Origin of the sequence: Flavobacterium sp. ov086 (genome assembly GCF_900187965.1) — a bacterium.
GTDB lineage: Bacteria > Bacteroidota > Bacteroidia > Flavobacteriales > Flavobacteriaceae > Flavobacterium.
Window position 1 is genome coordinate 256,926 of the sequence record NZ_FZNL01000001.1, and the last position, 24,079, is coordinate 281,004.

The window sequence follows — 24,079 nt, forward strand, 5'->3', positions numbered from 1 at the left end:
CATTTGGTAATTAAGGCTTCAAAACTGAATTCCTTACTTTTTAACAATAATTATTTTATATTTATCGTAATTGAGTTTTTTACATATATTTGTTAAAACATTTTAACAATCCTATACGTATGAAAAAAACTTTACTTTTTTTTCTTTTACTGTTTACCAATTATTTTTATGCTCAGGTCAATGATATAGAGCATTGCTTCAGAGATACCCAATTTGATTTAACGGTTAATCAGTCCCTTTTACTCGGTAATTTAAACCCTGCTGAAACTACAATTAGTTATCACTTAAGTGCTGAAGATGCAACTGCCAACATAAATGCAATTGCACAACCAACAGCCTATACTAGCTCGGCATTGTCTAAAACTATTTATGCCAGAATAGATAATCAAGGAACTATTACAACAAAGTTTTTTAATATAAAGGTATATCAAGATTTAACTTTAACAACTGTTACATCACCGGCTCGCTGTAATGGGCAAAATGACGGTTCTTTAACTGTAGTTCCTTCCGGAGGTAAAACTCCTTATGCTTATAGTTTAGATGGAGGTCCTTTTACTGTTTATATTGGTAATCCAATTGGTGTTTTTAATAATTTACCAGCGGGTACTCACACGATAATACTAAAAGATGCTTTGGGTTGTCCATCAATGCAACAAGCCTTTCAAATAACAGAACCAACTGTTTTAGTTGCAACTAGTACGGTTTCTAATCAAAATGTAATTGTTACCGCTACAGGAGGAACTGTGCCTTACCAATACTCTTTAGACGGAATGAGTTATTCAGCTAGCAATGTTTTTCAGGTTATCACTCCTGGAAATTATGCTCCCAGGGTGCGAGATGTTAATGGCTGTATAGTAATGGTTCCAGTTACTGTTCTGCCTCCTTTGAATGCTACAGTTGCTGTTACTAAAGAAGTTGATTGTAATAGCGGTGCTGTATTTACTGTTACTGCATCCGGAGGGCAACTCCCTTATCAATATTCTATAGATGGAGGGGCTACATTTCAAACAAACAATGTTTTTGGTAATCTGCCTGCAAGAACTTATAATATAGCGGTAAAAGATGCTGTAAATACAGTCTCAAATGGAACTCCAATTGTAATATATCCACCTTTTCCAATAGGTGTAAATACTACAGTTTCACCTATAACCTGTTCTAATAATGCAATTATAACTGTTATCGCTACCGGAGGACAAGGCCCTTATCTTTTTTCTCTCGATGGCGGAATAAATTATAGCTCTAACAATACTTTTTCTAATCTTCTTGCCGGTACTTATAGTGTCGCTGTAAAAGATCAGAAAAATTGTGTTTCTTCAATTTTTAATGTTACAATAGATCCGTTTTTGCCTTTAAGTGCAACTGCTTCAAATACTTCAATATTATGCAACGGCGATTCTGGCTCTGTAACTGTTAATGCTACTGGTGGAAAAGCTCCGTATCAATACTCTATAAACGATGGTGCTTATGCAACTAGTAATACATTCGACGGACTTACTGCCGGGACTTATACGCTAAAAGTAAGAGATGCTGTCGATTGTGTGTCAACTATTAATCACATCATCAATCAGCCAACAACTGCTTTAACTGCACTTTTATCCATTTCAGGTGCGGATATAACCTTAACTCCCTCTGGAGGAACTGCTCCTTATCAATATTCTTTAGATGGCGGTCCTTATCAGACTAGTAATATTATTAAAGTTTTAACTTCAGGGAATTATACGGTACAAGTAAGAGATTTTAACGGCTGTATAAAAACATTCGCAACATCAATTACAGTTCCAAATCCTTTAACTTGTTCTACAATTATCACTAAAGCAATGGATTGTATTAGTGGCGCTTCAGTAACTGTTAATGCTGCAGGTGGTAAACCTCCATACATATATTCAATAAATGGAGGAATATCCTATCAATCGACTAATACTTTTACTAATATATCTGCCGGAACCTACACTATAAAAGTAAAGGATGCTGAAAATACGATTTCAAATTCAAATACAATTACATTACAAACACCTAGTCCAGTAACAGCTTCTTTTATTTATACAAATGTAAGATGTATAGGATCTAATGACGGATCTGTACAAATAACGGCAACGGGTGGAAAAGCTCCTTACACTTACTCCTTAAATAATAATCCTTATAGTTCAAGTAATGTAATCAATAATTTAGCAGCTTCAAATTATACTATAAATGTAAAAGATGATAATGGATGTCTCTTTACATTTATGGTAACAATATCACAACCAGATGCTTTATCAGCTTCTACAGTAGTTAAAGCTGCTTCTGCGAATGGTAATGATGGAGAAATAACGGTGAATCCTTTCGGAGGAGTTGCTCCATATGTCTATTCAATTGCAGCCGATCTTGGATTACCAAGTGGCCCTTTTCAATTATCTAATGTTTTTATGGGACTACAAGCCGGATCCTATATTGCTAAAGTAAGAGATGCAAATGGATGCGAGTTTAATTCTGTTACAATAATTGTTAAAAATCCAAGTCCTTTAACTTCTACAGCAGTTATTACAAAAACGTTAGATTGTATTAGTAATGCAACAATAACTGCAACAGCTATCGGAGGACAATCTCCTTATACTTATTCTATAGATGGGGGAGCAACTTACCAATCTGGCAATGTTTTTACTAATGTCGTTGCGGGAACCTATAATGTAATTGTAAAAGATGTTGCAAATACATTTTCAAACACGAATACAATTGTAATAAATCCGCCTGTTCAATTAGTTGCAACTCTTGCTATTACTAAACCTTTGGATTGTAACGGCAGTGCCAGTATTAAAGCTACTGTAACTGGCGGAACTGCTTCCTATCAGTACTCAATAAATAATGGAGCTTATAGCGCTATAAATGTTTTTTACGTATCTGCTGCCGGAAATTATATTATAAACATTAGGGATTCAGCTGGCTGTATCGTTCAAAAAGTAATCAATATTCCGTCATATAATCCTATATCTATAAGTAATATGATTACAAATGTAACTTGCTTCGGCGGCAATAATGGATCAATAAGAGTTTTAGCAAGTAGTGGAGTTTCTCCTTATACGTATTCCATTGGCACTACATACCAAGCAAGTAATCTCTTTACTAATTTAGCTGCAGGTAATTATGTAGTTTCAGTAAAAGACAAACAAGGATGTGTTCGTATTTTACCTGCAGTAATTACACAACCTGCAGCCATAGCTATTGTTACAAATATTACCAATGCAACCTGTTATGATTCCGCAACAGGAGCAATAACGGTAAATGCTTCTGGTGGTACATATCCATATACTTATTCTATAGATGATAGTAATTATTCAGCAAATAATACTTTTTCTAATTTAGCTGTCAGAGTTTATACTTTATATGTTAAAGACAACAAAGGATGTGTCGCTTCATCTTCTGCAACGATCTCTCAACCGAATGCTTTAGTACTTGATGTTGATGTAAAATCTATAAATAATGATGGATCAATTGGCGGACTTATAAAACTAAATGCTTCCGGAGGGAAAGCTCCTTATCTTTATTCTGTAAGAAATGACACAAGAGGTGTACAAGTATCCTTAAATCAAAATATCAGAATCTATAGCGGTATGGCCGAAGGCTATTATACAATTAGCGTTACAGATGCAAACGGATGTAAAGTGACTAATAGTAATGTAAATGTTACGATAACAAATCCAATTGTATTGAATGCTGCTAAAACACCTATTAGCTGTATAAAAAATGCTTCATTGGTTGTAACTGCTTCCGGAGGTGTTGCGCCATATCTTTATTCGTATGATAGTGGTGTTACTTATACAACTAACAATCCGGGACTAACCAATTTAACTGTGGGCACTTATTCAATACTATTAAAAGATGCGATTGGTAACGAAGCTCAATCTTATTTTATTGTCAAACCATATGTTCCTGTAAAAACAACTGCTACTGTTTCATATGAAACTTCTGAAGGTTATGTTGCCGGAGTAATAACAATGAGTTCCAGTAATGGTGTTACTCCATATACCTATAAAGTTAAAGATAGTGCTACAGGTAAAGTAATATTTGACAATTCACTTTCAATAGGCTATATCGGATTGCCTGAGGGAACTTATTCTATAACTGCTAAAGATGCTAATGGTTGCGAGTCTGAAAGCGTAGATGCGACACTCGTACTTCCGGAACCAATTTTAATAAGCATAAGTAATGTTACTCCTATTACTTGCGAAAATACGGGAGAAAGCTTAAATATTAGCGCATCGGGAGGTGTACCGCCTTATCTTTATTCGGTTGATTTAGGTGAAACCTATAGATCAATTACTGGCGTTGCAAATTTAAAATCAGGCTTGAATTATATTTTTTATGCAAAAGATGCTATTGGTAATACAAGTAAGTTTTATTATAAAGTAAAAACATACGTTCCATTAACACTCGATTTGACTAAAACTGATGTAAATTGTAACGGAGCTCAGGATGGGACAGTAGTAGCGGCTGCAACGGGAGGAAATGCTCCTTATACTTATTCAATAGGAAACGGATTTACATCCTCTAAAGTTTTCAGTAATCTAACTGCCGGACAATACAATGTAACGGTAAAAGATGCTGTTGGATGCACTACTACCACAACAATAACAATACTACAACCTACTCTTTTAGCAGTAACTACAAGTGTTATAAATGCAACTACTACTAACGGCGGAAACATAACTGTTACAGCTTTTGGAGGAACTTTTCCTTATTCTTATTCTCTTCAAAATAATAATGGATCAATTGTAGTCCCGACACAAACTTCTAATGTATTTACAGATTTAACACCGGGATCATATTCCGTAAAGGTGACTGATTCACGTGGATGTATAATTTTACAATCTGGAATTAATATCTTAGTAACATCACCTCTTGTGGCAACCTATACCGTAATTCCTGTGGGTTGTAGCAACCCGGCAATTATAACGGTAATTGCGATTGGAGGAACTGCTCCTTACACGTATTCTTTTGATAATGGAATTACTTATACAACTTCCAACATATTTTCTACTTTCACTTCTGGAAATTATGAAATAAAAGTGCGTGATGCTCAAAACAACATCACATCAATTGTTGCTGTTTTGTCTCCGTTAGATCCTTTAAGTTTAGTGGCGACAGTTGTCTCGTCAATAACTTGCTCTCAAAACGGAACAATAGAAGCTACTGTTTCCGGTGGTCGTGCTCCATATGACTATTCCTTGAATAGCGGTCCATTTCAAGTTAGTAATACTTTTATTGTCCCTGCAGGTACTCATACTATATCTGCCAGAGACATTAATGGGTGTCTCGTAATGGTAGCTGTAGAATTAAAACAACCGGAACCTCTTATTGCTTCTGTGGATGTAGAAGGTCATACAGCGACAATTACTGTTGCTGGTGGTTTAGGTTCTTATTTATATGCTATTTCACCTAATTTTAATGTATTTACATCAAGTAATACATTCACAAATTTAGAAGTTGGTAATTACAGTGTAATTGTTCAGGATCCAAGCGGATGTTATATAACATTAAGTTTTGTTATTGAACCTCCAGCACCTTTGGTTGAAGGAAAAGAGGCAACAACTATTGAATTTAAACCTGGACAAACCCTGGCAGACTTAATCGTTGAAGGAGAAAATATTCAATGGTATAGCAGTCAAAATCCTTCTGGTGGAAAAAATAACAAAACAAATGAAACTCCATTGCCATTAACAACTGTTCTTGTGGACGGTGTGACTTATTATGCTTCTCAAACCATAAACGGAGTGGAAAGCAAAGAACGTCTTGCTGTTACGGCTAAATCAAATGGATCACTTTCGACACCGGATTTTGTACTTCCTAATTTCAAGTATTATCCAAATCCTGTGAAGCATATATTGACGATAAACAATACTGCTCTGATTGATGAAATCGAAATATATGCTGCTTCCGGACAAAGTATTTTATCTAAAAGAATAGATAGTGATCATTCTGAAATTGATTTATCAAATGTTTCTTCGGGATTGTATTTCTTGAAAGTAAAATCTGAAGGACAAGTGAAAATTGTTAAACTTGTGAAGAAATAACGGTTTTTTTTAAATTCCAATATTTAATCCCGAGGCTTCAGGATCAAATTCCAATCTTGACTGAAATTTCAGATTGAGAAGAATCAATAAAAAAATCCAAACTCTAATTCCGAAATATCGGTAGGAGTTTGGATTTTTTTTATTGTTTAAAAGAAGCCAAATGTTTGAGGCTAGCCCAGATTACTTCACTTAACATTTATACATTTATTTTCATAGGAGTTCAGTGAACTTCGTTTGAAGCGGTATCCTTTTTTGAGATGTCCCGAGGCTTCGGGATCTTCACCGTAAAAAGATAAAGCCGAAAGCGGAAACTATGTCTATTAAAAAGCGAATTGTATTGCTTCTGAACTTTATAAATTTCAATTCTAAATTTTATAACTAATCAAAAAAAATCCCAAACTCCGTGAGGAATTTGGGATTTTTTCAATCTAAATTAAATCAAAAATTAATGGGTATGTTTAGGATTAAAACCGTCTTCGCTTAATTCTGTATGCACATAATCGGCAACCATTTCAGCTTCGTAATCAATTTTCTCTCCTTTAGAGAATTTATGAATTATTTTCTCCATGATATTATAAATTACAGGAACTACAATCAAGGTTAGGAATAAAGAAGAAATTAATCCTCCGATAATTACCCAAGCCAATCCGTTTTTCCACTCGGCTCCTGCTCCAGATGCTAATGCAATTGGGAACATACCAAATACCATCGCAATTGTTGTCATCAAGATCGGACGTAAACGAGCGTGATTCGCCTGAATTAATGCCGCTCTGATTGATTCTCCCGCAGCTCTTCGTTGGTTGGTATAGTCGACAAGCATGATCGCATTCTTACATACCAGACCAATCAACATGATGATACCTAAAATCGTAAAGATGTTTAATGAGTTATTAGTCAAAGCTAATGCTAACATCGCACCAATGAACGAAAGCGGAATTGCAAACAATACCACAAACGGGTGAACGAAACTATCATAAAGTCCAACCATTACAAGGTAAACCAAAATAATAGCGGCCAATAAAGCGATTCCTAATGTACCAAATCCTTCAGATTGGTTCTCTTGATCACCACCCCAGATATAGTTTACTCCTGCCGGTTTTTTAAGCTTGTCTAATTTAACCTGCCATTGTTGAACGATTGTTCCTGATGGTACTCCAACGTTTTGTCCCTTTACAGTTACCGACGCAGATTTATCTCTACGCTCTAACTGGCTAGGTCCTGAACCTTCTGTAATAGTAGCAAATTGAGATAATTTAATTTGTTGCCCTGCAGCATTAATAAAGATTAAGTTACTAACATCTGTAATACTTTTTCTGTCGAATGCATTATATCTAATATTGATATCGTACTCGTATTCTCCAGCTCTGTATTTACCATCTGTGTTTCCGCTAAAAGCAGTTTGCATCGTTAAACCAACAGTTTGAAGTGTTAATCCTAATGCAGCCATTTTATCACGGTCAACTTTAACGTTGATCTCAGGGTTTCCGTCCTCAACAGTTAATTTAATCTCTGTTGTCCCAGGAATAGTACGTAATTCAGCTTCAGCTAATTTAGCAAATGCCATAGCACTTTCTGTAGATGGACCTGTTACGATTAATCCTAACGTAGCATCTTCAGCAGTTCCTAAGATACCTACAGGAACGGTTTTTACTTTTGCTCCAACTAATACTTTTTCTAATTTACGTTTGATTTTTGCTGCGTAAACGTTAGCATCATCAGTACGATCTTTTTGTTCTATCATTTTTACGTCAATCTCTGCTTTGTACGCCGTTGCTTGCGATGCTCCAAAACCTTCAGAAGTTTGTCCTACAGTTGTAATTTGACTGTGAACATATTCTTGTGCTTTTAAATAAGCTTCTGCTTTTTGAGTCATGAAGTTCGTTTGTTCTAACGACGCATCTTTTGGCATTTCGATTTGAACTAAGAACTCTCCACTATCAGAAGAAGCAAAGAACTCTCCTCCAATAAAACCTCCACCCATTAAACCTATTGTTGATCCGAAGAACAATACAAGAACAACTAAAATAGTTTTAACATAATGATCCAAACACCAGGTTAATAAATGAGAAACCCAGTTTGTAAAACGTGTTAAATAACTTTCGAAGCCAAGAATAATTCTTCCAAATAAATTCTTTCCTTCAATGTGCTCTAATTTACCATAACGAGATGATAACCAAGGGATAATTGTAAATGAAGCTAAAAGCGATAGCATCGTTGAAATAATTACTGTAACACAAAATTGTGTAATAATATTTGATACCAATCCAGAACTCATCGCAATAGGCAAGAATACTACCACGATTACCAATGTAATCGAAGTTACTGTTCCACCAATTTCTGCAGTTCCATCATAAGAGGCACGGATTCTGTTTTTACCCATTTCCATGTGCCTGTAGATGTTTTCTAATACCACAATCGCATCATCCACAAGAATACCTACAACTAGAGACAATCCTAATAAACTCATTAAATTTAAGGTATATCCCATAAAATAAATTCCGATAAAAGTAGCAATCAAAGATGCCGGAATAGACACCATTACAATCAATGAGTTTCTAATACTGTGTAAGAAGAACAACATTACAAAAGCTACCAAAATTACCGCAATCAATAAATCGTGTACTACAGAATCTGCTGCTTCAAGAGTAAAAACGGTACTGTCTTTTGCAACTTCTAATTTCAACTGGTTTACTTTATAATCTTTTTCAAGAGTAGCAATTGTTTTTAATAAATGCTCACTTACCGCAACCGCATTTGCATCTGATTGTTTTACGATTTGTAAAACAATCGCACTTTTCTGGTCTACACGTGATATTTTTTCAGCAATTTTTTGAGTGTCCTGAACATCGGCAATATCACTTAAACGAACCTGAATTCCGTTTTGAGACGAAACTACAAGGTTTCTTAATTCTTCAACACTTTTATATTTACCCGCTAAACGAATTAATATTTTTTGATTACGAGTCTGGATGTTTCCTGTTGGGAAATCTAAGTTCGATGTCAAAATGTTTTGTTGCACCTGAGGAACAGAAAGTCCATAACCCTGCATTTTTAATGCATCAAGGTTTACTTGAATTTCACGTTCTGAACCACCAATGATATTTACCTGAGCCACACCTTGTACACGAGATAAAATAGGCGCAATTTTTTTGTCAATTAAGTCATAAAACTCTGCTTCGTCCATTTTTCCATTGGCACCAAGTGTCATAATTGGTAAATCACTCAGCGAGAACTTGGTTAGTGCCGGCGTTTTAACATCATCCGGTAAATCACTAATTATGGCGTTTATTTTACGCTGTGCATCATTTAGAGAGAAATCGACTTTTGCATTTGATGTTAATGTAATCGAAACGATAGACAAACTCTCGTACGATTTCGAGTCAATTTTCTTAACGTTCTCTAAGGATGCGATCGCATCTTCAATTTTCTTGGTTACGGTATTTTCTACCTCACTTGGAGAAGCTCCCGGATAAACAGTAGAAATTGTAATAACGTTTTGTTCGAATTTCGGGATCAGCTCATAACCTAACTGGCTGTAGCTAAACAGTCCACCAAGTGTTAGAATCGTAAACAATACGATTACTAACGACGGACGTTTTATGGATATTTCGGCTAATTTCATATATTTTGCTTTAGGCTGCAGGCTTTAGGCAATAAGCTTATGGCTTATGGCGTATAGCTTAAGGCTTTAAATTATTTAATAATTTCTACTGTATTACCGTCTTGTAAGTTAATTTGACCTGTAATAACTACAGTTTCTCCGTCAGTTAATCCATTGATGATTTCTACCTGATCTCCTAAAATTCTTCCAGCAGTTACTTTTCTTAATTTTGCAACACCATCTTTAACCACAAAGATTTCGTTACTGCTCACACTTCCTACGAATGCATTTCTGGGCACAACCATCAAATGTTGTTTTTGTTGGTTTGATGCAAAATTTGCAGTTCCGTACATACCTGCTTTTAGGTCGTTGTGTGTATTATTTGCGATTTCGATTTCAACTGGGAAGTTTAAAGACTCATCTGCTTTTGCAGCAATAAAAGTAATTTTTCCAGAGAAAGTTTTATCAGGATAAACACTAGCAGTTACATTGATATTATTTCCAACTTTTAAACTAGCTACTTGATTTTCGTTTACTGTAACTACTAATTTTAATTTAGAAACATTTACAATATCAAACAATGCAGTAGCTGGCGTTGCAGCTAAGATAGATCCTGGTTCAATGTATTTTTTATTGATGAATCCGTTGATTGGTGCTTTTACTCTTGTATCCCCAACATCAATTTTAGCTTGTGTGTATTGAGATTGTGCATTTGTTAAAGCTAATTTTGCCTGATCCAATTGTTGTTTGGTAACACCACCTGTTTTAAAAGCATTTTCATATCTGTTGTAATCCGATTTTGCATTCTGATATGCGGCTTCTGCAGCTTGCGCGTTTACATTAACAACATCGCCTCTTACTGTCAGTAAAGTTTGACCTACTCTTACATAGTCTCCTTCTTTAGCCAAAACACTAATTACTTTTCCTGATTTTTCAGCAGAGAAAGTCAATTGCTGAATTGGTTGAAAATTTCCATTTGCAACAAAGTCTAATGAAACATCTTCTGTTTTTACAGGAGAAACTTTAACCGAAACTGCAGCATTTTTTTCTGCTACGATATCTGTTTTAGCTTTGTTCTCTTTCTTATTGTTATTTAAGACAAATCCAATCAAAGCTAGAGCTCCAATTATGATTACGATTGTTATAATTGCTTTCTTCATTTTTTTTTAGTTATTTAATAAGAGTTTTTAGTTCGCCTTTTGATTTGATTAATGCTACTTCGGCAATTTTGTAATTCAAGACTGCTCTGGTATAGTTGTTCTGTGCTTCAAGTGATGCATTTTCAGCATCTAGTAAATCTGTTAATGATGCTAATCCCTGAAGGTAATTGTTTTTTGTATTGCTTAAAATCTCAGATGCTAAACGCATATTTTCTTTTTGATTTTCGATAGTTACAAGGTTATTCTCAATTTGAGCCATTGCATTTCTGTAATCTAAGTCAAGTGAAAGTTTTGTGTCTTTGATATCCTCCTGAAGCGATCTGATCTTTACATCGGCTTGTCTTACTTTAGCACGAGTTCCGAAACCTGTAAAGATTGGCACATGTAAATTCAATCCAATTGCAGAGTAATCTGACCAATAAACTCCATCTTTAGGTTTTGCAAACCAAGGCATTTCAGGCCCTTGACCAATATAATTGTAACCGGCAGTTAAAGAAAGTGTTGGATAATATCCTGCTTCAACAGCTTTCTTATTAAATACTAAAAGCTCTTCTTGTTTTTTCAAAAGCAAATATTCCGTTCTGTTTTCAACATTAGGAACTTCTGTTAATGAAGCAGGTATTACTTCAAATTCTTCTATCGGAATCTCAATTTGAGTTTCAATAGGCATACCCATATAAAACTTCAAAGCATTTTCCTGTAGTGTAATTTGATTTTTAATTTGTTGACGTTCTGTGTCAATATTTGACATTTTTACGATAATACGATCTAAGTCAATTTTTTTAGCTAAACCATTATCAAATTGTCCTTTTACGATATCACGAACTTTAGTTGTATTAACATAATTACTGTCTAATAATGTCAATCTTTCACGTTGCACATAAACAGAGTAATAGTTATTAGCTACTCTTTCAATTACATTCTCTTCTGTTAACTGATCGTTTATTTGATAAAACTCACGAGTAGATCTTGCAGCTCTTAATCCTGTAAAAACAGATTGATCAAATATTGCCTGAGTTAGCGAAAGCCCTGCACCTGAAGTCCATTTTTGACCAAATGCCGCTTGTATAGTAGTTCCCGGCTGACCAAAACCAGCTCCGTCAATAACCGTAGTTTGTATTACAGGATTATAAGTTAAACTTCCGTTTGCAGAAATTTGAGGTAACGCTTTTGAACGTACTTCCTGAATTTGATACTCACTATTTTCAACCTCTAATTTTGCTTTCTTAGCATCAGCTTTATTCTGAAGCGCATACGTAATAGCATCTTTTAGGGTTAATGTTTTGACTTGTGCGTTGGCAGACAAGCCAATTGTACACAAAAATATAAGAATTATTCTTTTCATAGATTGATGATTAAGTAGTAATTTTTTTAAGTTGCTTTTCTAATTCGATTATTCCTTTTTCGGTTGCCATTGCTCTGGTGTGATATTCCAGCGCTTCTAATTCTATTTTTTGTGCTTCTCTTTCTGAAATTGTAGTTTCATTGATATGAAAAATCAGCGTATAATAAAATTTGACATAGATGTCTATATTTAAATCTTTACGATACAAACCTTCATTCATCCCTTTCAAGATATTATCCTTAAAATAATGATTGCATTGGTCCATTTCATGCGTCATTAAATTGTGATAAATTTCAGGATAATGCTTTTTAAGCTGATAAAGAGGTGAAGTATCAATATTGTTTTGGAACATATTTTGAAACGATTCTCTTATCTCAAAATTTTCATGAATTGCATTATAACCTTTTGCGACAATCGTATCAATTACCTCATGCACTTGTCTGTGAACAGTCGAAGTACTCTCTTCGATCAGGACTTCTTTATTACAGAAATATTTGTAAATCGTTTTTTTAGAAATACACATTTCGCCTGCAATGTCATCCATTGTAACACTTTTAAAACCAAGTTTTAAAAATAATTCACTAGCTTTTGCTATAATTTTCTCTTTCATTTTGATTTTCAAATTGCATTGCAAATATACTTAGGAAACTAAAAACTGAAAAATAGTTTCCAATATATTTGTAATAATTTTACATTAATTTATTCACCAAGTAAGATTTATATACTAAATTCTAAATTTGCAATAAGTTTAATATCCTTGCCTAATGCTAAACCACCATTATGATTAAAAGAATTATAATCTAAACCGAAGTCCTGACGTTTGATATCGCCTTTAATTTCAAAAGCTACTTTTCTTTCTCCATTATATGTATTCACACCAATGAATTCTGCATCAAGTTCTACTACTCTGGTAACATCTTTTATCGTTAAATCACCTTTAAAGAAATTGATATTATTGTTTACTTTTTGAAATGAAGTCGATTTAAAACTAATGATTGGATGCTCATCAACATCAAAAAAGTCCTGAAGTTGTAAATACGTATCTATTTGCTGAAAGCTATCTTTTTTGTTATTAATGTCTAAAGAAAATTCTACCGAAGCATCTTCGATTTCGTTGTCTTCTATATTTACATAACCACCAAATTTATTTGTAGTTCCCCCCATATAGGCAATTATCGAATGTCTCATTTTAATTAAAACATCTGATTGGCTCGAATCTAAGGTCCATGTTGTTTTCATAAATATCTGATTTTAGTAAGGTTATAAATTACTCAAATTCATCATGGAAACTTTTACAGTGTTCAAAGTTTCCTTTTGATGGCGCAAATATAGACAGGAAACTCTGAATACCAAAAAAGTTTCCAAGTTTTTTTTCAAAATATTTTAAAAAACTCTAAATGAGCCTTATTAGATATTCCTCAGCATTTAACTTTTTCAAGAGAATTATTCATAATTGAATTGTATCTTTGAGCCTCGTAAATCAGAATTTCATTTTATGCACGATATAAGTCAGTACCAGGATTTTTTTATACAATATTTAGAAAAACAAAGCATCAACAAAGAGCCTAAAAACCTTTACGAACCAATTGAATATATTCTAGGCCTTGGCGGAAAACGCATGCGTCCGGTACTAACTTTAATGGCTTCAGAAGTTTTTGATACCGATTATAAAGTAGCGCTTCCGGCTGCAATGGCAGTAGAAGTTTTTCATAATTTCTCATTGGTTCACGATGATATTATGGACGATGCGCCTTTGCGAAGAGGACAAGAAACGGTACATGAAAAATGGGATTTGAATACTGGAATCCTTTCCGGAGATACAATGTTAATTCTTGCCTATCAATATTTTGAACAATACGAACCGAGCATTTTTAGAGATTTAGCTAAGTTATTCAGTAAAACTGCACTTGAAGTTTGTGAAGGACAACAATGGGATGTCGATTTTGAAAAAAGAAACGATGTTACAATTCCCGAATATCTAAAAATGATCGAATATAAAACGGCTGTTTTAGTTGCTGCTGCCATGAAAATGGGTGCAATTGTAGCCAAAACTTCTGAAAAAGAAGCCGATTTTATTTATGATTTTGGACTTAATTTAGGATTAGCTTTCCAACTTCAAGATGATTTTCTAGATGCTTTTGGAGATCCGGAAACCTTTGGGAAACAAGTTGGAGGAGACATTATCGAAAACAAAAAAACCTATTTATATCTAAAAGCACGCGAGTTTTCTACACCTGAGAAAGCTTCTGAATTAGAAAAATTATTCAGTTTGCAATTAGAAAATAATACAGAAAAAATAGAAACTGCAAAAGCAATTTTCAATGAATCCGGCGCTTCAAAAGCGACTCAGGATGCTATTGAAATGTATACTTTTAAAGCTTTTGAAACTTTAGAAAAAATGAATATTAACGCTGAAAAGAAAGACATTCTGAGAACTTTTGGGGAAAACCTAATGAGTAGAAAAGTTTAGTTTTTTTTGCCACTAATTACACCAATTTTCACTAATTAATTATGATGAATAATTTGTGTAGATTCGTGTAATTCGTGGCAACAAATTTTCACGTACAGTAAACCCGACAGGTTTTAAAAACCTGTCGGGTTTGTCATTTAAAATCTAAAACAAATCATCCGGATCTACCAAATCTGATAATTTTTGTTTTAGATTACCTTCTAAAATCGTCAATCCGTATTGGTAAGAAGCGTTCATCCAGCCAAAACCTTCTTCAGTTATAAAATCAAATTCGGTTCCTACGTTTCCGTATTCTGCGAAAATCTTGTGTGAACTTATCGATAAATCAAACTTCTCCGGAATCGTTCCGTTATAATCAACAGCGTTTCTGGTAATCAGCCAAAGCCAGCGATATACCATTTCCTGCGCTTCTTCGTTAAAATTATAATTCAGCAAACCCTCCCATAAAAGCATTTGGTGCGGCGCCCATCCAAAAGGATAATCCCATTGTCGAATTGGTGCATTTTCATCTACATCTGCAATAGCTTCTTTGGTACATCCCGCAATTCCCCCTTTCATTTTAAATTTCGGAAGTGTCTTTTTTACCAAAATATCTGCTTGTTCCTGTGTACTTATTTTCGCCCAAAGCGGATAAAAAGTAGTTGCAGCTTCAAAGAAATGCTGTTCCTCGGTTACAAAATTGTAATCGAAATAAATTCCATTTTCAGAATTCCAGCACATTTTATTGATTTTTTCCTTTCTCGAAGCAGCTTTAGAAATCCAATATTCACTTGAAAACGATTTGTCTTCAAAATACTGAAATTCGTTTTTAAAATATTTTTTGATTAGAAAAGCAATATCTGTTTCGTATTTATGAAGCAAACTATTGATCGCAACCGTATTTAAATTGGCGCAAATTCCGACCAATCTATTCGTTGTATCGTGACCACTTTCGCGCATACTGCGATCGTGAACAAAGTACTTATCCAATTCAGGATCGACAACTTCTCTTTCTAAATATTTCTTTTCAAATTCGCGAGTAGACAAATTGTATTTTGGTGCGTATTGCTCCAGAATATCATCAAAATGACCCTCTTCAACCTCAAACGGAAGCCCGATTCCTTCGGCTTTATAGCGATTCAATCCATTTGCCGTAAGTCGTTTTCCTTCTTCCATCCAAACGGTTTGATATTCTTTTATTGCGGTTTTTAAATGTCTTTCGATCCAGAAAATATCAGGATTTGACTTTTCTAAAACATCCATAATTAATGATGTATAAAGCGGCGGTTGCGTGCGGGTTAAATAATAACTTCTGTTAGCATTTAGAATTTTTCCGTAATGATCGATTTGATATTTAAAATTTTCTGCAATGCCTAAAGCAAGATCGATTTTATCATCTATCAAAAGTCCTTTGGCTATAAAATAACTGTCCCAACCGTACATTTCGTTGAATCTTCCGCCAGGAACTACAAACGGAACTCCTGAAATTTCATTATTCTTAATTTGAAGTGCCAAAGCCAAAATGCCTGGTTTTTGGTTCAGCGATAAAACATATTCAGGCGAAATATTTTTAGGCATTTGTACCACCTTTAATTTTGGAGTTACCGCTTCTAGTTTCTTGAAATAATCAAAAACAATTTCATCACCAAAAGGAACATATAAATAAGCCAATTCATTTTCGATCTTATTGTCTTCCAGAATTTTCTTTACACCATCAGCATCAATCGTTCGTGTAAGGCCTTTCCAATACAGATTTTTTATTTTTCCCGAAATTCGTTTTACTGGATCTTCGGTGATTTCATCTAAATTGATTTCGGCAAATTCGGTATTGTTTTTTTTTGCCAAAGCCAGTTCCTGCAATAAATTCGAAAGCTGATAAGTTCCTTCAATCAAAGCAGAATTTCCGTTTTCATCATGCAGCAAAAACTTTTTTGGACCATTATCATCGATCGTTATTTTTTTATCGCCATCAGTATCTTCCTGAGCCAATAATTTTTCGATGGTTTGGAGTATATGTAATTTAAATTTCATCTTTTGCAGTTATTTTTTTGAGAATAAAAAAGGATATTAATAATAAAGACATTGGAATTAAAGTAAAATAAAATGCGTTTTCCGGCCCTTCATTTTTAAACAGCCAACCTGTTATTCTGGAACCTAATGTGCCGCCAAGAGCAGAAAAAATCACGATTAATCCGGTCATTGAACTTTGCAGATTCTTTGGTAAAGCACTCAATACAATCGAATTTAATAAAGGATAAATAGGCGCAATAAACAATCCTATTAATGGAAATGCAAAACCAATTAAGGGAATATCTGAAAGTGTATTGATGTTTTTTACTTCTAATCCAACTGTTTTAGGAAGTACAAAAATGACAATCAGCATGGCAGAAAGTATACAAAAACTTAAAACCCAAATCCAATTTACTTTTTTGGTTACAATACCTGCAATCAATCTGCCAATTGCTAATGAAATAGCCAGAATACTCGCCATCATAATACTAATATTCTCAGGCAAATGAAGCACTTTTGTATTAAAAGTGGGCAGCCAAGAAAGGATTCCCTGTTCGATCATGACAAACAAAAAGACACTTATAACAAAAATAACGGTAAGTAATTTTGCCATTAACCGGAACATTTGCAGGAAATCATCTTTAAGGTTTGCTCCCGCGGAAACTTCAGCTTCTTCGAATTTTACAAAAAGCAAAAACAGAAACGATAAGAATGATAATGCTGCCAAAAACCAATACACATTCAACCATGAATTAGGATCTTCTTCATTATTAAAAGCTGGAAATAAAAAATAAGCCAACGCAATTCCTACCATAAAAAAACCTTCGATACTGCTCATTAATGCATTGTGTTCTTTTTTGGTTTCGGTCACGGTTCCTATCAACGAATAAACGGAAACTTTTATCAAAGCAAATGAAACTCCAACGGTTGCAAAAAGAATTTTGGCATTGTCAAATGAGTTTCCAAAATACATAGAAATACAAGCCAAAGTAACCAAACCTAAACCTATAAGCATCGATTTTCTATAGCCTATTCTAGGTAAAAAAGAGGCTATAAAAAAAGATACAATAGCAATTGGCATGTCCTTAAAAGCTTCAAGAATGCTTGCCTGAACTTCATCTACTCCGTAATTTCTTTGCGATTTTAAAATCACAATGCCTACACTATTTAACAAAATAGCGAAGACAAAATAATTAAGATAAAGAGAGATTTTTATTCCTAAGTTTTTCATTTTTCTAGATGTGATTTGTTTCCCTACAGTGTGGTTACGGTGTGAGAGACGCACTGCTGTACGCCTCTACAATACCATATACCATTTGATTTTATATAAATTTAGAAATTAATCGCTACCGAAAATCTAAAGGCACGCCCTAAAATTGGTCTTGCCATAAACACATCGCTTGCGGCAGAAGTTGTTTGTCTTGGGTCTCCTTCGGTTAAACCAATTTCATTGAATAAGTTCGATGCATCTACTGCAAAACGAAGATTATTATAAGTATAATTTAAACCCGCTCCAACCTCTTTATAAGCCGGTAAAACTTGTTTGTTGTCCTGATTTGTGAATTTTTTATCAAAATAAGAGAACTGAACATACGCTGTAAGATCTTTTGTAATATCTACTTCAGGTCTTAGATTACAGAAAAATTTAGGAATTCTTCTTGCTGTATTTCCGTTAAAATCAAAAGTAGAACCATCAGCATTTGTTCCAGTAAAATTATCATACTCCGGTTTTTGAACCGTAAATGTAAAGTTCAATTTCACCATTTTGTATCTTGCATTGGTTTCTACTTCAAGTCCAATATTGTTTACGTCAGCAAATTTATTTTCTGAAGATCCGTCAGATAAAATATCTGTAAAAGCAACGTTCTTCAAGCCCATGTGAAATAAATTGGCATTCACATTAAAGAAAGAATTAGAATATTTGTAACCCAATTCGAATTGATTTACTTCGGTATTTTCTAATTTGCTTAAATCGGCAGCATTATCATAAAAAGACTCTTCAATTGGCGATCTAAAACCGTGGCTGTAACGAACATACGAAGCCATATTGTCGTTGAATTTGTAGTTTCCTGCAGCAGTATACGACCATTCACTTACATCATATCTCCAATATGTATAAGGGTTCCCTTTTACTGTTGTTACCGCATCATCAGCCGTATTGTTGTCTAAGATTCCTAAATCTTCAGCAAAAAATCTTGCGTTATCTCTGTAACCTGAATATTTGTCTTTATTGTATCTTAAACCAGCGTTGAAAGTCAAATTATCTGTTGCTTTAATTTCGGCATCAGCATAAACATCATTCAAAAGTCCTTTGGTTTGTGCGTCTCTTTCTAACCAAGTAATTCTTTCTACACCATTCCAGGTATGATCAACTCCGGTTGTATTGTCTTTTACATTTAATAATCTTGGATTGTCTGAAACATTTACCAAATAAGAATTCCAGTTCCAGTATTGATTTGATTTCCAGTTAGAATAATAGTAACCAGCAGTTAATTTTACAGGATCTAAATCAAAGTTGAAAGAGAAATTATTGGCAAAATTGTTCATCTTTTTATCAATATGCCAAAGATCAGCTCTCATAATTAAGGCATTTGGATCCAGCGTTTGACCATTGTCTACATAAGAATACGTTAGATTACTTGCCGTCGTATTTTGAACACTTGTTGCGTAAGCATCTTGTGTCCAAGGACCTCCATTTGGAAAAATTGCATTATAATTTAAATCGATATTGGTATTTTTGAAAGCATTTTTGAACGTTACTTTCTCAGATATTTTCTTTTTGAATTCAGCTCCAATTGAGTTGATAACCGGATGAGAACCATCTTCTAAATCTGCACTAAAAGTTCCGCCACCATATTGAGGCACATTCAAATGACTGAAGTTTACTGAAGTCAATGTTCCGTAATTTGGATTAAAACCTGGGATTCCTTCAATTTTTCCGTTGTTGCTTTTTAGCGGAATTGGCAAGTAAAAGGTATTTCTGTCGTCAAGATGTTTGAAGTTCACTCTCAAATAATCGTCGTCATCAAATTTATACGTGATGTTTCCTTTTATCTGACCTCCTTTATTTGCTGTAAATCCAGTATTTCTTACGCCATTATCGGCTCTGTAGAAACCTCCAACATTAAAAAATAATTTATCCTTAATCAAAGCACCTGATAAATTAAGATCAGTTCTGAACATTCCGTAATCTGAAGTCGTGAATTTTGCTCTTCCCATAAATTCATTCTGACCCGTTTTCGAAATGAAATTGATAATTCCCCCCGGAGCATTATTCGCAAAAATAGATGCCGAACCTCCACGAACTGCTTCCATTTTACTCACGGTTTCGTCTAATCTATAAAACGTGTCGGCGTTGGCAAATTGCAAAGCTCCATCTTCAAAAACCGGTAATCCGTCTTCCTGAATTTGCACATATTCATAAGCTCCTGCTGATGGAATTCCTCTTGCAAAAAGGTTATTTCCTATTTCTCCTCCAGATGCCTCAACTACAAATCCCGGAATGGTTTGTAATAAAGCTGCCGTACTTGATGGCGCTCTGTCTTCGATTGCTTTTGCTCCCATTGTTGTGATTGCAACGCTGGATTCAAGTTTTGATCTTGGACTTGAAGATCCTGTAACCACAACTTCTTTCAAACTTTGTGATTCTCCTTCCAAAAGTAAATTTACCTCTAAGGATTCTCCTTCTTTTATTGCAATTTTTTTCTCGAAAGTTTTATAACCCACATTTGTTGCAATAATAGTATACGTTCCGGCTCCGATATTAGAGAATGAATATCCTCCGTTTTCATCCGTAATTGTACTTTTTCCTGTTTCCTTAATCGATACATTGGCTCCGGGAACCGTTACTCCGCTATCGTCGAGTACTTTTCCTGAAACAGTATTTTGATTTTGGGCAAACCCATTATTTGGTAAAAAAAATAGGCAAAACATCAAAAGTAATGTGCCTAAATAATAGTGTAGCTTTTTCATTTTTTTTGTTCGGTTAGTTAGTAATTATGGTTATCACTGTCAAACTTAGTAACTAATAATAAGGAATATAGGAATTAAAAAACGAAAACGTTTTCGAAAACACCTAAAACGTTTTCGGAACTTAAAATTTTATCAATGCGGTTTATTTTTAGTACTTTTATTTCATGAATGACACAAAATTAATAGATATAGCCTCGGCACTGGGAATTTCAGTTACAACGGTTTCAAAAGCGTTAAAAGGATATACAGATATTAGTAAATCCACGCGCGCCAGAGTTATCGAAATGGCCGAAACCATGAACTACATGCCAAACTCGGTTGCGGTGAATCTAAGAACTAATGAAACCAAAACAATTGGCGTCATTATTCCGGCTACTGTACATCATTTTTTCTCGAGTGTATTAAATGGTATTCTCGAAGAAGCCGAAAAAAGAGGTTATTTGGTCATTATATTACAATCAAATGAAAAATATGAACTCGAGAAAAAACAACTTGCTTTATTAATTCAAAAACGAGTTGATGGCGTTCTAATGTCGCTTTCGAATGAAACGGATGATTTTACTCATATTAATGAAGCAATTCGAAAAAATACTCCTGTTGTTCTGTTTGATAAAATTGCCAAAAGAGTCGATTGTTCTAAAGTAGTTATCAATGACGCCAAGGCTGCTTATGATGCCGTGACCTACCTTATTAATAAAGGATATAAAAAAATTGCACATTTTAGAGGTTCTTATGTTCCACAAAACTCTATTGATCGCTTTTTAGGCTATAAAAGAGCGCTTGAAGCACACGGAATTGAGTACGATTCGAAACTGGTGTATGTTTGTGATAATAATACCGATTTTGAAGACGGTTATGAAAATGCACAAAAAGTAATGACCGAAAATCCGGATATTGATGCCATTTTCGCCATTACTGATTTGGTTGCAATCGGGATTATAAAATATTTTAATGAAGCGGGAATAAAAACTCCTGAACAAGTTGCAGTTTTTGGATTCAGCAATTGGTTTATGAGTACGGTTATTTCACCAAAATTAACAACAATTGATCAACCCGGATTCGAAATGGGACATCAGGCGGTTTCTCTTTTAATTGATGAAATTATGGATATAAAAGAGCATCGACCAGTAACGCATCAAATTATTGAACTTCCTACAAGAATCATTGAAAGAGAATCAACCGTTAAATGATTTTTTAGTTTTAACTTTGCCTCAATTCTTAAAAAGCATCAATGTTTCCAATTCCTGAAAATACCGATTTTTTATTGGCTGATGCCGAAAAAGAAAACCTATATCTAAACTTAATTGAACAAATTAATAAGGACTTTAATTTGGCAAATGAAGGCATAGATTTTCCGTTAAGCATTTCTCCCGACGAATTAAAAATTCAGCTTCACGAAAAAATTTACCGAATGATTCAGTACAAATTCGCTGAATATTTAAACCTGCTTTATATCATCGATGTATCGGAAAGTGAAATCAAAAAACTAGACGGTTCTGATTTGGTTATTCTGGCTGAACAAGTTTCGTTTTTGGTTTTAAAAAGAGAATGGCAGAAGGTTTGGTTTCGCAACTATTACAAGTAACATTGTAGGTTCATAATGCTTTTCTATAAAACCTTTAGATTTATTCAAAAAAAATCTTAATATTTGTTGGGTAATTTCCAAAATTTATGAGAAAGATTATCCTTCTATTAGCTTTAATTATAATAACTTCCTGCTCATCAGACGAACCGACAAAAACACCTGTCCCAACTGATCCGGTAGTAGTAAAGCCTTTAGCAGCAACATTTACAAAAGTTGATGTAGCAGTTTATGGAGGGAATACCGGATCTGTCACTTTTATGCCAGCAGGAGGAACTCCTCCTTATACAATTTCACCATCACAAACTGGTTTAACTGCAGGAAATTACACATTCATCATTACAGACAGTAAAGGTCTTAGTCTTAGTGCAATTGTAGAAATAACGCAACCTAAAGCTACACTTCCACAATCGGCATTACTTAAACCGGCAGTAAAAAATATCAATAAAAAATCTGCCAGCGGAAAAAGAAATGAAACCGTTAAACATTTAGTTCAATCTATTCAATACGAAAAAGACAAATACATAATTGACCAAACATCTGACTATTCTCTAACGGATAATTTATACGCACCTACTGAGGATGTTCTAAACGCAAACACACCAAAAGGTGATGTAAGAACCTTTACCTACAATGATTTAGGACAACTTATAAGAATTGATATTTTAAAAGGCCCTAATTCTATGGGTTCATCCGGAATTGAATTTTCATACGAATATGACAGTAACGGAAATGTAATTAACAACAGCACTCCATACACTTATGTAAACGGACTTATAACGAATGTTTTAGTTGATGGTTATTCAACTACATATACTTACGATTCCAGCGGAAGAGTAATTCACCGTTCTGGCGCATTGAATGCATCAACTTTCGAATATACTGATGATGAAGTCAAAGAAACAAGATATGACGTCCTACCTGCTCAAGGAGAAGTTGCTACCGGAAGAGTGGTGATCACTAAATATGACGGTACAAAAGCCGGAATTTACAACAATGAACCTTACTATAAAATTGCAACAACTTTTTCTACTATACTTGGACAAACATTACCAAACCCATATTTGCACATAATTGAGCAAAAATTGGTAGACAATGGAGCCGTTCAAAAATCACAAACTTATAAGTATTTTTATGATACTGATGGATATTTGATAAAAGTAGATGATGGTGCCTATGTAACTATTTACATTTATCAATAATTTTATAAAAAGTCTCTATCCCGAAGCTTCGGGACTGAGATTCTAAGTTACTAAGGCTAGTTTATTCGGCAATTTCTACCTTTAAAATTTCATGATTCATTTTCCCAAAAGTTATTCTAACATTTAGACCATTTTTAAATACTCCATTTTTAGTTTTACTAAAACGATTAAAACGCCCTAACATAGCGTCATCATATTCAAAATTGATTGAGTCAATCATAAAGCTCTCAACAGTGACTTGTCCTCTCCGAGAAGCTGGATTAAAACTTTTAAAATCAGAAATTTTTCCCTCAACTTTTTCAACATATGACGAATGAAGAAGTCTTTGCACTCTTTCTTCTGAATGATCAATATTCCAAAATTTAAGATAAAAAAACATGACAGTTGAAAATAAAAAAATCAATCCTATTAACCATAATAATATTGATTTTTCATAATCTCCATTATTCTTTTTATATTTTTTAGTAATAATCCAAACGAGTAAGGATATAATACCAATCCAAAAGAAAACTTCGAAAGATTTGATCGAATTTGTTGGCAAGTCTGAAATAGACCAATATGTGTAATAATCCATGTAATCTATTTTCCCTAATTAAAAACCTTAGAAACTTAGAATCTTAACAGGCTCAGAGGTCTTTCCTTACTTTAACAAGATTTAAATGCAGATATCACAAAACCTTTGAACCTTTGTCACTCTGCAACTTTGAACCT

14 protein-coding genes are annotated in these 24,079 nt (G+C 34.1%); 5 read left to right on the forward strand and 9 right to left on the reverse strand.

Annotated features, from left to right (window positions below):
* Nucleotides 1-119 precede the first annotated feature (119 nt).
* Nucleotides 120-6,047: a T9SS type A sorting domain-containing protein gene (locus tag CHB81_RS01150; RefSeq protein ID WP_089350051.1), complete on the forward strand. Its 5,928-nt coding sequence runs from the start codon at nt 120-122 to the stop codon at nt 6,045-6,047.
* 445 nt (nt 6,048-6,492) lie between these two features.
* Here the strand turns inward: CHB81_RS01150 and CHB81_RS01155 are convergent, their stop codons facing one another.
* From CHB81_RS01155 to CHB81_RS01175, 5 genes are all read right to left on the reverse strand, one after another.
* Nucleotides 6,493-9,669 (reverse strand): efflux RND transporter permease subunit, encoded by a 3,177-nt coding sequence (locus CHB81_RS01155; protein WP_089350052.1) that lies wholly within the window; start codon nt 9,667-9,669, stop codon nt 6,493-6,495.
* Between the two features lie 71 nt (nt 9,670-9,740).
* On the reverse strand, nt 9,741-10,808 hold the full coding sequence (locus CHB81_RS01160) for an efflux RND transporter periplasmic adaptor subunit (protein ID WP_089350053.1): 1,068 nt from the start codon (nt 10,806-10,808) through the stop codon (nt 9,741-9,743).
* A 10-nt stretch (nt 10,809-10,818) separates the two neighbouring features.
* A complete protein-coding gene (locus CHB81_RS01165; RefSeq protein ID WP_089350054.1) occupies nt 10,819-12,153 on the reverse strand; it encodes a TolC family protein in 1,335 nt (444 codons plus the stop codon).
* A gap of 10 nt (nt 12,154-12,163) precedes the next feature.
* Complete coding sequence (locus CHB81_RS01170; RefSeq protein ID WP_089350055.1) at nt 12,164-12,763, reverse strand: TetR/AcrR family transcriptional regulator; 600 nt, start codon at nt 12,761-12,763, stop codon at nt 12,164-12,166.
* Nucleotides 12,764-12,870: 107 nt separating this feature from the next.
* Nucleotides 12,871-13,392 (reverse strand): YceI family protein, encoded by a 522-nt coding sequence (locus tag CHB81_RS01175; RefSeq protein ID WP_089350056.1) that lies wholly within the window; start codon nt 13,390-13,392, stop codon nt 12,871-12,873.
* A 256-nt stretch (nt 13,393-13,648) separates the two neighbouring features.
* Here CHB81_RS01175 and CHB81_RS01180 point away from each other — a divergent pair, with 256 nt between their 5' ends.
* Nucleotides 13,649-14,623, forward strand: a complete 975-nt coding sequence (locus CHB81_RS01180) for a polyprenyl synthetase family protein (RefSeq protein WP_089350057.1) — start codon at nt 13,649-13,651, stop codon at nt 14,621-14,623.
* A 144-nt stretch (nt 14,624-14,767) separates the two neighbouring features.
* On the opposite strand, the gene CHB81_RS01185 is transcribed toward CHB81_RS01180, so the two are convergent.
* From CHB81_RS01185 to CHB81_RS01195, 3 genes are all read right to left on the reverse strand, one after another.
* Nucleotides 14,768-16,633 carry an alpha,alpha-trehalase gene (locus CHB81_RS01185; RefSeq protein ID WP_089350058.1) on the reverse strand — a complete coding sequence of 622 codons (1,866 nt, stop codon included), beginning with the start codon at nt 16,631-16,633 and terminating at the stop codon, nt 14,768-14,770.
* Nucleotides 16,623-17,843 (reverse strand): sugar MFS transporter, encoded by a 1,221-nt coding sequence (locus tag CHB81_RS01190; protein ID WP_089350059.1) that lies wholly within the window; start codon nt 17,841-17,843, stop codon nt 16,623-16,625. The genes CHB81_RS01185 and CHB81_RS01190 overlap by 11 nt, the downstream gene beginning before the upstream one ends.
* 101 nt (nt 17,844-17,944) lie before the next feature.
* A complete protein-coding gene (locus tag CHB81_RS01195) occupies nt 17,945-20,584 on the reverse strand; it encodes a TonB-dependent receptor (protein ID WP_089350060.1) in 2,640 nt (879 codons plus the stop codon).
* A 164-nt stretch (nt 20,585-20,748) separates the two neighbouring features.
* Between CHB81_RS01195 and CHB81_RS01200 the strand changes: the two genes are divergently transcribed.
* The 3 genes from CHB81_RS01200 (at nt 20,749) to CHB81_RS01210 (ending at nt 23,368) form a co-directional block, all read left to right on the forward strand.
* Complete coding sequence (locus CHB81_RS01200; RefSeq protein ID WP_089350061.1) at nt 20,749-21,774, forward strand: LacI family DNA-binding transcriptional regulator; 1,026 nt, start codon at nt 20,749-20,751, stop codon at nt 21,772-21,774.
* A gap of 41 nt (nt 21,775-21,815) precedes the next feature.
* Nucleotides 21,816-22,169, forward strand: a complete 354-nt coding sequence (locus CHB81_RS01205; RefSeq protein ID WP_089350062.1) for a hypothetical protein — start codon at nt 21,816-21,818, stop codon at nt 22,167-22,169.
* Between the two features lie 86 nt (nt 22,170-22,255).
* Nucleotides 22,256-23,368, forward strand: a complete 1,113-nt coding sequence (locus CHB81_RS01210) for a SprB repeat-containing protein (RefSeq protein ID WP_089350063.1) — start codon at nt 22,256-22,258, stop codon at nt 23,366-23,368.
* 61 nt (nt 23,369-23,429) lie between these two features.
* Here CHB81_RS01210 and CHB81_RS01215 read toward each other — a convergent pair whose 3' ends face one another.
* Entirely contained in the window at nt 23,430-23,942 is a 513-nt protein-coding gene (locus CHB81_RS01215) for a DUF4149 domain-containing protein (protein ID WP_089350064.1), read from the reverse strand.
* Nucleotides 23,943-24,079: the final 137 nt, after the last annotated feature.